At 62.7% G+C, this 12,812-nt stretch carries 10 protein-coding genes; 6 read left to right on the top strand and 4 right to left on the bottom strand.

Annotation, left to right across the window (positions count from 1 at the left end; translation table 11 throughout):
- Positions 1-3 precede the first annotated feature (3 nt).
- The 3 genes from cyoB to CWO89_RS02340 all read right to left on the bottom strand — a co-directional run bounded on the left by cyoB (position 4) and on the right by CWO89_RS02340 (position 4,412).
- Complete coding sequence (gene cyoB, locus CWO89_RS02350) at positions 4-2,001, bottom strand: cytochrome o ubiquinol oxidase subunit I (RefSeq protein ID WP_130577066.1); 1,998 nt, start codon at positions 1,999-2,001, stop codon at positions 4-6.
- Positions 1,991-2,824 carry a ubiquinol oxidase subunit II gene (gene cyoA, locus CWO89_RS02345; protein ID WP_130577065.1) on the bottom strand — a complete coding sequence of 278 codons (834 nt, stop codon included), beginning with the start codon at positions 2,822-2,824 and terminating at the stop codon, positions 1,991-1,993. The genes cyoB and cyoA overlap by 11 nt, the downstream gene beginning before the upstream one ends.
- Before the next feature lie 286 nt (positions 2,825-3,110).
- A complete protein-coding gene (locus CWO89_RS02340) occupies positions 3,111-4,412 on the bottom strand; it encodes a glycoside hydrolase family 3 N-terminal domain-containing protein (RefSeq protein WP_130577064.1) in 1,302 nt (433 codons plus the stop codon).
- A gap of 186 nt (positions 4,413-4,598) precedes the next feature.
- On the opposite strand from CWO89_RS02340, the gene CWO89_RS02335 reads away from it, so the two are divergent.
- Genes CWO89_RS02335 through CWO89_RS02325 form a run of 3 tightly spaced genes read left to right on the top strand, consistent with a single transcriptional unit; the run spans position 4,599 to position 8,403 of the window.
- On the top strand, positions 4,599-6,089 hold the full coding sequence (locus CWO89_RS02335) for a DUF4153 domain-containing protein (RefSeq protein ID WP_130577063.1): 1,491 nt from the start codon (positions 4,599-4,601) through the stop codon (positions 6,087-6,089).
- Between the two features lie 20 nt (positions 6,090-6,109).
- The gene (locus CWO89_RS02330; RefSeq protein WP_130577062.1) at positions 6,110-6,814 is read left to right on the top strand and encodes a response regulator transcription factor; all 705 of its coding nucleotides are present in this window, start codon (positions 6,110-6,112) and stop codon (positions 6,812-6,814) included.
- Positions 6,811-8,403, top strand: coding sequence for an ATP-binding protein (locus tag CWO89_RS02325; RefSeq protein WP_130577061.1), 1,593 nt, complete (start codon positions 6,811-6,813; stop codon positions 8,401-8,403). The genes CWO89_RS02330 and CWO89_RS02325 overlap by 4 nt, the downstream gene beginning before the upstream one ends.
- A 9-nt stretch (positions 8,404-8,412) precedes the next feature.
- Here the strand turns inward: CWO89_RS02325 and CWO89_RS02320 are convergent, their stop codons facing one another.
- On the bottom strand, positions 8,413-9,645 hold the full coding sequence (locus CWO89_RS02320) for an acetyl-CoA C-acetyltransferase (protein WP_130577060.1): 1,233 nt from the start codon (positions 9,643-9,645) through the stop codon (positions 8,413-8,415).
- A 188-nt stretch (positions 9,646-9,833) separates the two neighbouring features.
- Between CWO89_RS02320 and CWO89_RS02315 the strand changes: the two genes are divergently transcribed.
- From CWO89_RS02315 to CWO89_RS02305, 3 genes are read left to right on the top strand one after another with little or no spacing between them, the layout of a single operon-like run.
- A complete protein-coding gene (locus CWO89_RS02315) occupies positions 9,834-10,865 on the top strand; it encodes a TRAP transporter substrate-binding protein (RefSeq protein WP_130577059.1) in 1,032 nt (343 codons plus the stop codon).
- Positions 10,866-10,894: 29 nt separating this feature from the next.
- Positions 10,895-11,443 carry a TRAP transporter small permease gene (locus tag CWO89_RS02310; protein ID WP_130577058.1) on the top strand — a complete coding sequence of 183 codons (549 nt, stop codon included), beginning with the start codon at positions 10,895-10,897 and terminating at the stop codon, positions 11,441-11,443.
- Positions 11,440-12,729 carry a TRAP transporter large permease gene (locus tag CWO89_RS02305; RefSeq protein ID WP_130577057.1) on the top strand — a complete coding sequence of 430 codons (1,290 nt, stop codon included), beginning with the start codon at positions 11,440-11,442 and terminating at the stop codon, positions 12,727-12,729. The genes CWO89_RS02310 and CWO89_RS02305 overlap by 4 nt, the downstream gene beginning before the upstream one ends.
- The last annotated feature ends 83 nt before the right edge of the window (positions 12,730-12,812 follow it).

Here is a 12,812-nt window from a genome sequence, read left to right as displayed (position 1 = left end):
GGCTCAGGCTCCCGCCAAGCTGGTCAGGGCGCGCCGCTCTTCGATATTGGCGCGGTCGATGCGCGCCACCTCCTTCGCCGCGATGACGTATTCGTCATGGTCCCGCCATGCGAATGCGACGAAGGTGGCGAAGGCGCCGATCACACCGGCCGCGACCATCCACCAGATGTGCCAGATCAACGCAAAGCCCATGATGGTCGCGAAGAAGGCGCACACGAAGCCGGTCGGGGAATTGCGCGGCATCTCGATGTCCTTGTAGTCGAGCTCGCGCTTCTCGAGACCCTGCTGCTTGGCATGCGCCTTCAATGACCAGTAAGCGTCCTCCCCGGTCACATCAGGTGGAATCGCGAAATTGAATACCGGCGGCGGCGAGGCCGTTGCCCATTCCAGCGATCGCCCGTCCCACGGATCGCCGGTGCGGTCGCGCAGCTCTTCGCGACGATGAATGCTGACGGTGAGCTGCATGATCTGGAAGATGATCCCGATCAGGATAATGACGGCGCCAACCCCTGCGATCAGGAGCCACGGGCGCCATTCCGGGACATCGTAATGCTGCATTCGCCGCGTCATGCCGAGAAAGCCGAGCGCATAGAGCGGCATGAACGCGACGTAGAACCCGATCAGCCAGCACCAGAACGCCGCTTTGCCGAGCCCCTCATGCAGGCGGAAGCCGAACGCCTTCGGAAACCAATATGCATAGCCCGCGAAAGCGCCGAACAGCACGCCACCGATGATCACGTTGTGAAAGTGAGCGACCAGGAACAGGCTGTTGTGAAGCAGGAAGTCCGCGGGCGGCACGGCGACCAGCACCCCGGTGAGGCCGCCGAGGATGAACGTCACCATGAAGCCGATCGCCCACAGCATCGGCGTGTCGAACCGCACCCGTCCACCATACATCGTGAACAGCCAGTTGTAGATCTTCACGCCGGTCGGCACCGCGATGATCATGCTGGCGATCCCGAAGATCGCATTGACATAGGGACCGGCGCCCATGGTGAAGAAATGGTGCAGCCACACCATGAAGGAGATGACGCAGATCGCCATGGTGGCGAGCACCATAGACCGATAGCCGAACAGCGGCTTGCCCGAAAACGTCGAGACCACCTCAGAGAAGATTCCGAACGCAGGCAGCACAAGGATGTAGACCTCGGGGTGACCCCACGCCCAGATCAGGTTCATGAACATCATCACGTTGCCGCCGGCCTCATTGGTGAAGAAATGGAAGCCGAAATAGCGGTCGAGAATCAGCATCGCCAGCGTTGCCGTCAGGATCGGAAACGCCGCCACGATCAACAAACTCGAGGCGAGCGTGGTCCAGCAGAACATTGGCATGCGCAAATATGTCATGCCCCTGGTGCGCAGCTTCAGCACCGTGGTAACGAGATTGATGCCGGCAACCAGCGTGCCGACGCCGGAGATCTGAAGCGCCCAGAGGTAATAGTCGACGCCGACACCCGGCGAATAAGTGAGTCCCGACAGCGGCGGATAAGGCAGCCATCCGGTGCGCGCGAACTCACCGACCACGAGCGAGATGTTGACCAGCAGCGCGCCTGTTGCAGTGAGCCAGAAGCCGACGGAATTCAAGGTCGGAAACGCCACGTCGCGCACGCCGAGCTGCAGCGGCACCACCAGATTCATCAGCCCGATCACGAACGGCATCGCCACGAAGAAGATCATGATCGTGCCATGCGCGGAGAAAATCTGGTTGTAGTGCTCGGGCGGCAGATAGCCTTGCGACTGGAAGGCAACTGCCTGCTGGGACCGCATCATCAGCGCGTCGGAGAAACCGCGCAGCAGCATCACCATCGCGAGCAAGGTGTACATGACGCCGATCCGCTTGTGATCGACGCTGGTGATCCATTCGCGCCAGAGATATGGCAGGTGGCCGGCAAGGACGACCCAGGCGAGGACCCCGAGGATGACGAGCGCGACCACGCCCGAGGCGATCATCGGAATCGGCTGATCGATCGGAATGGCGGACCAGTTCAGCTTACCGAACATCTTGGCCTCCGATATGCGACTGCGCGCTTTCCGACGTCAGCTTCGGTCCCGGGCCCGGGGGGATCTCCTGGGTCACGATGGCGTGGAACAGCCGCGGATCCTCGAGCCGATAGGTGGATGTCACGGTCTCGACCGATTGCTGGGCGAGCTTTCCGTAGCTTTCCGCGTTCAAGACACGATCGGTCTGGGCGGTGCGTGCCACCCAGTCAGGAAACTGGAGCTGCGGTACGACCTGGACGTCGAACTTCATGTCGGGAAAGCCATCCCCGCTGAAATGGGACGACAGGCCCTGAAGGGTGCCCTGATTGTCGGCACGCAGCTTCAGCCGCGTCACCATCCCGTTCATCGTGTAGATCATGCTGCCAAGCTGCGGGATGAAGAACGCGTTCATCACGCTGCCGGAGGTCAGTTCAAGATCAAGGGGAGAGCCGACCGGCACCGTCAGCGTGTTGACGGTCGCGATCCCCTGGTCCGGATAGATGAAGAGCCACTTCCAATCGAGCGACACGACCTGGATGCGGACCGGCGCGCCGGTCCCATCAATGGGCCGGGCAGGATCGAGCTGATGCGATCCGATCCAGGCGACCCCTCCGAGCAGAATGATCGTCAGCGTCGGGATCGACCACACCACGAGCTCGAGGCGGCCGGAATAAGCCCAATGAGGCTGATAGGTCGCCCGTGGATTGGACTCTCGAAACCAGAATGCAAAGGCAAAGATTGCCGCGATCGTCGGCAGGACGATCGCGAGCATGATCCCGACCGAGTCGATCAGAATCGTCTTCTGCGCAGCGGCGATCGGACCTTGCGGATCGAAGATGTTCATCGCGAAGCCGTGACGGTGTTGTTGCTACAGCGGGGTGGCGGAACGACACTTCAGCGGACAAGATCGGCTCGGTCGGAAGCCAGGCAACGGCGCCCGGGTCCCGACGGGAAGACTGATACAGTGACTTTAGAGGTTCATCCCCGGATTGTCCGATCAAATTTCTCACCCGCCCCGCGGCCATCAGCGGGCTCGATCGTTCATTTTTGAAAAAAAGGCGGCGCAGTTTGCTGTCGCAGCATCTGGGCTCGTTCCGGGCATCTGCGTCGCCCGCGCCCCACGGACGTCCTCAATCTCCCGGAAATGCGCGTCTCAAGCGCGCCTCGCTTTGGCGGAGCATAGCCGGATCCAGCTTTCCTTGTCGGGATGCGTCCAGCGCGCAGGCAAAGATTCGATAAAATTGCGCGCCGTCGAATGCGACCAGGAGCATGTCGACGCCGGCATTGAGCGCCTCGACGACGGCATCGCAGACATTGTGCTGGTAAATCGCTCCCATCACCAGGTCATCTGTCATCACGATGCCCTGGTAGTTCCACTTGTTTCGGATGATCCCGTCGATGACGCGCTTTGAGTGCGAGGCCGCGTGATCCGGATCGATCGCGGTGAGAGTCACATGGCCGACCATGAGCTGCGCCTTTGAGTGCGTCAGCACATCCCGGAACGGACGCCAGTCGGATGCTTCCAGTTCGTCCACTGATGTTCCGAGCTCCGCACTGAAGTGATGGGTATCGGCACGCACCCGGCCCAAGCCGGGAAAATGCTTTACGGTTGCGCCGACGCCGAACGCTTCGAGGCCGCGAACATAGGCCTGCGCGATCTCGCCGACGATGGCGGGATCGGCTGAGATTGCCCGGCGGCCGATCAGCGTATTGAAATCAAATCGGTTACGCCCCGACTCGGGCCGCAGGTCGAGCACCGGGGCAAAATTGAGATTGACCCCGAGCGCCGCCAATTCCTGTCCGTGAATACGGCCGAATTCTTCGGCCTTCGCCTTCCGCAGGTCCGGCGTCATCTCCGCCAATGTGGCCAGCGCCGGCAGTTTGGTCAGTGGCGGCGACAGATGAGAAACGATGCCGCCTTCCTGGTCGGCCGCGACGATCAGGGGCGGGAGCCCTGCAGCACGCCGCTTGTCCTGAAGCGTTGCGATCTCGACTTTCAACGCCTCCGCCGACTTTCGCCGCAGATTGTGCTTGCTGACATAGATGCCGCCGATCAGCCCCTCCTCCGCCAGCACCGTCACCGCTGAGACCGACGAATAGCCGACCATGAAGTGCGGCCCAAGGCTGCGCGCCTGCGCAGCGTCGGCCCGCAGCACCTCGCGCTTGCGCAGCTCGAACGTAAGATGCGCGCCCAGCATCAGAAGCGGCGGCAGGCACCACACCAGGACCAGCAGTCTTCTCGAAAGCCCTCGCCGCCAGGAGCCGCGAAGCAGCAGGACGACGACCAGCACGCCGCTCATGACCACGAGCCCGATGTTTCCCGTCCCACGGAGCACAGCGAGATAGGGCTCGTTCTTGTTGGCGGCGACAAGGGCGAGCACCAGCCCGATGAACCAGAGCCCGATGATAACGACACGATTTCGAAATTTCATGGTTGGCGACGCCGCGTGTGAAACGAGAGACCTCGCCCCTATCAAATGCGCACACGCCGCGCGAGCACTTAAACAGGCCTGCACGGAAACTGCACAAAACTCCTGAAGTCGTGCAGACGACCATTTCGAGATTTGCACAACGTCAGTTCAAGGTCCGCCGCGTTCGACATCCGCAAAGGAATTGACATGACGAGTCTCGCTTCGCCGGCCGCCGATATCCGGCCCGTCCAAAGCTTATCCCTGTCGGCCAAGCTCGCGATCGCGGTCGCGCTGGCTGCACTTGCCGACTTCCTGTTCTACGGCGAGCGAGTCGGAATATCGGTTACTGTTTTCGCCCTCGCGCTGGCCTGCGGTTCGCTGCTTGCCAACATCGCCAAGCTGGACAAGCGTCGAGCGATGCTCGGCGGCCTCCTCGTGATCGCCGGCCTTGTGCCGACCGTGGAGGAAGTAAATGCGGCGTCACTTGCAATCATCTTGCTCGCGCTCGGCGCTGGTCTCCTGCTCACGACCAACCCTGGTCTCACCGGCTTTGGCGAACGGGCGGCGGCGCTTTGCGACCTCTTCCTGGTCAGTCCTTTCAGGTTCTTTGTGGACGCACTCGGGATGTTCAACCTCCCGGCGCTGACCAGCGGCTTCATCCTGTGGTTCGTACCGGCCTTGCTCGGAACAGTATTCCTCGCCTTATTCGTCGCTGCCAATCCTGTGCTCGAAAAATGGATCAGCCTGATCAACCCCGGCAGCGCCGCTTCGCATCTGAGCGTCGCGCGGGCGCTGTTCTGGATCGTGGCAATATCCCTTGTCTGGCCGTTTATCCATGTCAGATGGCGACGCAAATCGGGCTCGGTCACTGCCGCGGCAGAATCCCCCACGCCGGCCGCGGACACATCTTCCGATGTCGTCGACTTCCTCGGCGCACCGACCATCCTGCGTTCGCTGATCCTGTTCAATCTGCTGTTCGCGGTTCAGACGATCCTGGACGCGGTTTATCTCTGGGGCAATGCGGCGCTCCCGGCCGGCGTCACCTATGCCTCATATGCCCATCGCGGGGCCTATCCGCTGATTGTCACGGCCCTGCTGGCAGCGGGCTTCGTTCTCGTCGCAATTCGGCCTGGTGGTCCGGCCGAAGGGTCCAAGGTGATACGGCCCCTGGTCTATTTGTGGGTGGCGCAGAACGTCCTGCTGGTCGCTTCCGCCATCTACCGGCTCGACCTCTATGTGCAGATCTATCTTCTGACCTATTGGCGCGTGGCCGCTTTCATCTGGATGCTGCTGGTCGCCATCGGACTTCTATTGATCGTCGCCCGCATCATGCTGGACCGTTCCAACGCCTGGCTGATAGCAGCAAACCTGGTCACGTTGACGGCCGTGCTCTATGTCTGCTCGCTCGTCAACTTCGCTGCAATCATTGCCGACTACAATGTCACCCACAGCCGGGACGTGTCCGGCAAGGGCTTGCAGCTCGACATAAACTACCTGGCTCAGCTCGGGCCGCAGGCGCTGCCCGCGATCGAGAAGGTCCTCCAGCTTCGCACCAGCGATCCGTGCCTTGTTTTCCGCCGGGATTCGCTTGTAGAACAGCAGCGGCAGGATATGGCGTCCTGGCGTTCCTGGGGTTTTCGAAGCTGGCGCCTGCAGCGCTATCTCGATGGCGAACAGAAGAACAAGGTCACGGGTTGACGAGCGGGCTGGAGAGACGTTTGACGCACCGTATTCTTATCGTCGACGACGACCTGCACATCCGCGAAGTCATCCGCGTCGCCCTCAAGAAAGCCGGCATGAACGTTGTCGAGGCGCGCGACGGCAAGGAGGCGCTCGCCCGATTTGCGAGCGACCGGCCTAACCTCATCGTTCTCGACATCGGGATGCCAGAACTCGACGGGCTCGACGTCTGCCGGGAGGTACGAAAGACTTCCGACGTACCGATCCTGTTCCTGTCGGCGCGCGACGACGAGATCGATCGCGTGCTGGGCCTCGAGATCGGCGGCGACGACTACGTGACAAAACCGTTCAGCCCGCGCGAGCTCGTCGCCCGCGTCAACGTCATCCTGCGGCGCATGAACTCGCGCAGCGGCGACGCCAAAGCCGGCACCACGGTTCTCACGCAAGGTAGACTGACCGTCGATCCAGAGCAGCACGTTGCATCATTTGCCGGCACAGCGCTCCGGCTGACCGCAATCGAGTTCGGAATCCTGCGTGCCTTCCTGACGCGGCCGACGGCCGTCTTCAACCGCGAGCAGCTTATGCGCGCGGCCTACCAGCTCAACATCCAGGTGTCCGACCGCACCATCGACAGCCACATCCGCAACATCCGCGCTAAGCTCGCCGCGCTGAATTGCGACAACGTCATCGAGACCATTCACGGCGTCGGCTTCAAGCTCGGGCGATGCGAGCCGCAGGCATGAGTGGTCCGAATGCGCCAGACAAATGGCGGCCATCGCTCGGCCTGGTCATCTTCACCGTGCTGGCGACCGTCGCCATACTGCCTCTGGTCGGCCTGTTCTTCTTCCGCCTCTATGACAACCAGCTCATTCGCCAGACCCAGGCCGAGCTGATCGCCCAGAGCCGCGTCCTGGCGGCAATCTTCGCACAGGAGGTGCAGGCGCGGCTTGACCGTGGGATTCCTCTCGGCGCCGAGGTCCCGCCCGGCGTCTTGCCCGATCCTGGCGATCAGGTCACGCCGATCCGTCCTGCGCTCGATCTGGCCGGCAATGATCTGTTGCGAAGGCGGCCCGCCGCCTTGCCCGCGAGCGCGCCGGCCGACCAGGCCTATGTCGAGATCGGCGCGCGACTGCTGCCGATCGTCCGCGAGACGCAGAAGGTGACGCTTGCCGGATTCAGGATCCTCGATCCGCAGGGCGTCGTGATCGCCGGACGTCAGGAAGTCGGACAGTCGCTCGCCCATATCGAAGAAATCGCCGCGGCCCTGCATGGCGAATATCGGGCCGCGCTGCGGATCCGCGTGCCGGACAAGCCTCCGCCGCCGATCTATTCCATCAGCCGCGGCGTCGGCGTACACGTGTTTTCCGCGATGCCGGTGATCGTCAACAACCGCGTGGCCGGCGTGATCTATACGACCCGGACGCCGAGCAACATTTTCGACCATCTCTATCAGGAACGCGTCAAGTTCGTGCTTGCCGCGCTCGCCGTGATCCTTGCGACGATGGCGATCGGGCTGTTTTTCTCCCGCACCATCACCCAGCCCATGCACGAACTGATCGGCCGCGCCGCGCGCATCGGCAAAGGCGATCGCACCGCATTCCGCCCGTTGCGGCACTACGGCACGCGCGAATTCGCACAGCTCTCGCACAGCTTCTTTGGCATGGCCGAACAGTTGGCGCGGCGTTCGGACTACATCGCGACGTTCTCGGCACACCTCACGCACGAATTGAAATCGCCGCTCACCTCGATCAAGGGTGCGGCAGAGCTGCTTTTGGATTCCCTGGACGGCAAATCGGATGGCCTGACCCGCGCCGAGCAGAAGACCTTCGTGTCGAATATTCTTGGCGACACCGAACGCCTCGAAACGATGGCTCAGCGGCTACGCGAACTGGCGCGTGCCGAAACCGTGCCGCAGAACGAGCGCACCGAACTGGCGCCCGTGATCGGCGATCTCAAGGGCCGGTTCCCGGCTTGCGTTATCACGGCGGCAGGCAGTCTCGACCGGCCGATCGGGATGTCGGGCGAAAAGGCGCTGATCGTCCTCTCACACCTCGCCGACAACGCCGTACGGCACAACGCCAGGACTATACGGCTTGACGCCGTGGACGAGCGTACGGCCGTCAAACTGATCGTGAGCAATGATGGCGATCCGATCTCGGAAGCCAACCGGGAACGGATCTTCGACGCCTTCTTCACCACCCGCCGCGATGCCGGCGGCACCGGCATGGGCCTTGCGATCGTGCGCGCCGTGATGACAAGTCACGGCGGCTCGATCCGGCTCCTGCCGACCAGTGAAGGCGTGACCTTCGAACTCAGGTTTCCCGCCGCTTGAACCCTACCATCACACCCGCTCGATGATGATCGCGGGCGCCATGCCGCCGGCGGCACACATCGTCACCAGACCACGCTTGAGGTCGCGCCGCTCCAATTCGTCCAGCAGCGTACCGATCAGGATCGAGCCGGTGGCGCCGATGGGATGACCGAGCGCGATCGCGCCGCCATTGACGTTGACCTTCTCGCGATCGAGCTTGAGATCGCGGATGAACTTCTCCGCGACTACGGCAAAGGCTTCGTTGATCTCGAACAGGTCGATGTCGTCAAGCGTCAGCCCGGCCTTGGCCAGCACCTTGCGCGCCGCCGGCACCGGCGCGTTCAGCATCAGGGTCGGCGAGTCCCCCATATTGGCCATCGCGACCACGCGTGCGCGCGGCTTCAGTCCGTGCTTCCTGGCGTAGTCGGGCGACGCCAGCAGGATCGCGGCGGAGCCATCGACCACGCCGGACGAATTTCCCGCGTGGTGGACAAAGTCGATGTCGAGATCGGGATATTTTTCCAGGATCAGCTTGCGATAGGTCGTGCCCTTGTCGTCGAGCGCGTAGTCGGCGATGGCTGGGAAGGCCGGCTTCAGCGCCGCGAGCCCTTCCAGCGTGGTCTGCGGCCGCGGATATTCCTCCTTGTCGAGCGCGAGCGTGCCATCTTCGCGATAGACCGGAACCAGGCTTTTGTCGAAATGGCCGCCCTTGATTGCGGCCGCCGCTCGCTTCTGGCTCTCCAGTCCGACCGCATCGACATCCTGCCGCATGATGCCCTCGAGCGTCGCCACCGCGTCGGCGCAAACGCCCTGGTGCGATTGCGGATGCCTTGCGCGCAGGCGAAGATTGCCGGCGTCCATCATAAGCGGCCCCTCGCCGCGCCGGCCTTCCATCGACATCACCTCGGTGCCGCCGGCGATCACGAGATCCTCGGAGCCCGACATGATCGAAGCGGCGGCCATGTTGACGCTGGTGATGCCGGACCCGCAGAAGCGATCGAGCGTCACGCCACTCGCCTTCACGTCATAGCCGGCGTCGAGCGCCGACATGCGGCCGAGATCGCCGCTCTGCGCGCCGCGCTGGGAACTGGTGCCCCAGATGATGTCGTCGACATCAGCGGTATCGATGCCGGTGCGATCGGCCAGCGCCCGCAGCACGGTGGCGCCGAGCTGCTGCGGATGAATGCCTGACAGCGCGCCCTTGCCGGCCTTGCCAATGCCTCGCGGCGTCCTGCATGCATCGATGATCAGCGCGTCAACCATGGTGTGTTCCTCAGACAATGTTGCTTCGGCGCATTTGCAGCCGATCATCCGGCAAAGTCAATTCGCGCCCGCGCAAGCCGCGCTCTCCGGTTGTGGCGCCTCGCGGCTTCAGCCTGCGCGCCGTTCTTGACGATCAATTTCGTTTATGCGCAGCTACCTCCAACAACAATACGTCCCAGGGAGGATCTATGGTCGCGATCGGGCGGACCCTTGTCGGCTGCGCTTTTTTGGCTGCATCGACAGTTCTGGCGCAGGCCGCCGAACCGCTTCACCTGCGGGTGGCGGATTCGTTTCCGAAGGGCCACTATCTCGTCAAGCTCGTCCTCGAGCCTTGGATGGAGGAGGTCAAGAAGCGCACCAACAACGCGGTGACCTTCGACCACTATCCGGCGCAGCAGCTCGGCAAGGCCGCCGACATGCTGAAGCTGACGCAGACCGGTGTTGCCGATATCGGCTATGTTGCGCCGGCCTATGTCTCCGACAAGATGCCGGTGTCCGAAGTCGCGATGCTGCCGGGCGCGTTCGAGCATTCCTGCCAGGGGACGCTGGCCTATTGGAAGCTGGCGCGGAACGGTGTCATTGCGCAGCAGGATTATACCGCCAACAATATCCGCCTGCTGCTCGCGGTCAGCCTGCCGCAATATCGCATTTTCACCGTCAAGCAGCCGGTCAAGGATGTCGGCGATGTCACCGGCCTGAAGCTGCGTTCCACCGGCGGCGCGCAGGATCTTACGCTGCGCGCGATTGGCGCCGTGCCGGTGCGCATGGCAGCGCCCGATGCCTATGAATCGCTATCGCGGGGCACCATGGACGGGCTGTTGTTCCCGCTCGAAAGCGTGGTCGCCTATGGTGCCGACAAGCTCGTGAAATACTCGACCGATGGACTGGGCTTTGCCAGTTTCATCGTCGCCTATTCGATCAGCGAAACCGCCTGGAAGAAGCTTTCGCCCGAGGTGCAGAAGGCGATGGTCGATGTCGCCGAGGAAATCATCCCCTCCGCCTGCCAGCAGGTCCAGAAATCGGACGACGAGACCAAGAAATCGATGGAAGCCACAGGCGTCAAGTTCGAGACGCTGTCACCTGACGCCAATGCGAAATTCAAGGACCTGATGAAGGGCGTCGCCGAGACCTGGTCCGAAGGCCTCGACGCGCGCGGCAAGCGCGGCAGTGACGCGCTGAAGGAGTTTGACGCGGCGGTGGCGGCCATTCCGGCCAAGTAAACTGTTCAAGTGAACTGGGGGAGCTAATTTTGCTTGACGGAATATTGAAGGCGCTAGCGACGATCGAGAAGATCGCCTCCACCGTGGCGGCGGCGTTCATGTTCGCCATCATGATCATCGTGTTCAGCGATGTCATCATGCGCTACGCGTTCAACAAGCCCTTCTCCTGGGCCTATGACCTGATCTCGCTCTACCTGATGGCAGGCATCTTCTTCCTGGTGCTGTCGGAAGCCTATGCCAGCCATGCCCATGTCAGCGTCGATATCCTGCAGCAGAAGTTTTCGCCGGCGATGATCCGCGTCTCCGAGATCGTCACCTGCATCGTCGGGATCGTCGTGTTTTCCCTGATCGCCTATCTCGGCTTCCTGCGTGCCGTCGACAGCTTCCAGTCAGCCGACGTCATGGCGGGCGCCATTCCGTGGCCGATGTGGCCGTCGATTGCGCTCGTTCCTTTCGGGGCCGGGCTGATCACGTTGCGCCTTGCGCTGCACCTGATCGGCCACCTCCTCTCGCTGGCCACCGGCCGCGCCCTGATCGCGCTGCCGTCGTCGCATGCCACGGGGGAGACCTTCGAATGATACTCACGCTTGCAATGGTCGTGCTGTTCGTGCTGCTCGCGATCGGCACGCCGGTTGGCTTCGCGATGGCCGGTTCAGGAGTGCTCGGCCTCTATCTGATCGGCGGCATGCCGATGCTGTCGGGCATCCTGCAGACCGCGCCCCTATCGGCGGTGACCTCTTACGAGCTCATCACCATCCCGATGTTCCTGCTGATGGCGGAATTCGTGCTCGTCAGCGGGATCGCCGACGATCTGTTCAAGGCGACGGCCGCCTGGGTCGGACGGGTTCCGGGCGGGCTCGGCATGGCGACCGCGCTCGCCGGCGCCGGCTTCGGCGCGATCTGCGGCACCAGCACCGCTTCTGCCGCGACCTTGTCGGCGACCAGCCTACCGGCGATGCTGAAGCAGGGATACGAGCCCAGGATGGCGGCCGGCGTGGTAGCGATCTCGGGCACGCTGGCGATGCTGATCCCGCCGTCGGTGGCGCTGGTGATCTACGGCCTGCTCGCGGAAGTGAATATCGGCGCGCTCCTGATCGGCGGCGTAATCCCCGGCATCCTCGTCACCTTCACCATCATGGCGACGGTGTGGTTCCTGGCCTGGCAGGATCCGTCGCGCGCGCCGTCAGCGCCATCGGTCTCGCTCGCGGAAAAATTCCGGATGCTGCGGGTGGTCGGCCCGATGCTGCTCTTGTTCGGCATGGTGACGGGCGTGATCTATACCGGCGTCGCGACGCCGACTGAAGCCTCCGCGCTCGGCGCCTTCGGCGCTTTCGTGCTCGCGCTCTGGAAGCGCAAGATCAACTGGAAGAGCCTGCGGGCCGCGCTGCTGCGCTCGGCGCATGGCACCTGCATGATCGCGATGATCCTGTTTGGCGCGTCGATCTTCGGCTACTTCTTTACGTTGACGCAGGTGACGCAGAGCCTGGTCGCCTGGGTCGGCGGCCTGCAGGTGCCGCCGTGGCTGATCCTCACCATCATCCTGTTCGGCTATATCGTGCTCGGCTCCTTCATGGACCAGATCGCGATTCTCGTGTTGACGGTGCCGATCGTGCTGCCGCTGATCAAGTCACTCGGCTACGATCCGCTCTGGTTCGGCGTCATCAAGATCGTCACCGCCGAGGTCGGCATGATCACGCCGCCGGTCGGGCTGAACTGCTTCGTGGTGGCCCGCTATTCAGGGCGCCCGGTCGCCGAGGTGTTTCACGGCGTCCTGCCGCATTTCATCGCCCATCTGATCGCGATCGCGATCCTGGTGATCTGGCCGATGATCATCCTGTGGCTGCCGATGAAGATGGGCTACTAGAGCGTTTTCGAGCGAAGTGGACACCGGTTCGCATAGCAATCAAGTTTACGCAGATTGCGTAGACTTATCTGCGCAGAAAACGC

Origin of the sequence: Bradyrhizobium sp. Leo170 (assembly GCF_004296405.1) — a bacterium.
GTDB lineage: Bacteria > Pseudomonadota > Alphaproteobacteria > Rhizobiales > Xanthobacteraceae > Bradyrhizobium.
Note: the sequence above shows the minus strand (reverse complement) of the source record. Positions and strands in the feature narration are given on the sequence as shown.

Excerpts from the sequence above, each read along its gene's own strand:
- cyoB (WP_130577066.1), bottom strand. The coding sequence starts at position 2,001 with ATGTTCGGTAAGCTGAACTGGTCCGCCATTCCGATCGATCAGCCGATT.
- cyoA (WP_130577065.1), bottom strand. The coding sequence starts at position 2,824 with ATGAACATCTTCGATCCGCAAGGTCCGATCGCCGCTGCGCAGAAGACG.
- CWO89_RS02340 (WP_130577064.1), bottom strand. The coding sequence starts at position 4,412 with ATGAAATTTCGAAATCGTGTCGTTATCATCGGGCTCTGGTTCATCGGG.
- CWO89_RS02335 (WP_130577063.1), top strand. The coding sequence starts at position 4,599 with ATGACGAGTCTCGCTTCGCCGGCCGCCGATATCCGGCCCGTCCAAAGC.
- CWO89_RS02325 (WP_130577061.1), top strand. The coding sequence starts at position 6,811 with ATGAGTGGTCCGAATGCGCCAGACAAATGGCGGCCATCGCTCGGCCTG.
- CWO89_RS02320 (WP_130577060.1), bottom strand. The coding sequence starts at position 9,645 with ATGGTTGACGCGCTGATCATCGATGCATGCAGGACGCCGCGAGGCATT.
- CWO89_RS02315 (WP_130577059.1), top strand. The coding sequence starts at position 9,834 with ATGGTCGCGATCGGGCGGACCCTTGTCGGCTGCGCTTTTTTGGCTGCA.
- CWO89_RS02305 (WP_130577057.1), top strand. The coding sequence starts at position 11,440 with ATGATACTCACGCTTGCAATGGTCGTGCTGTTCGTGCTGCTCGCGATC.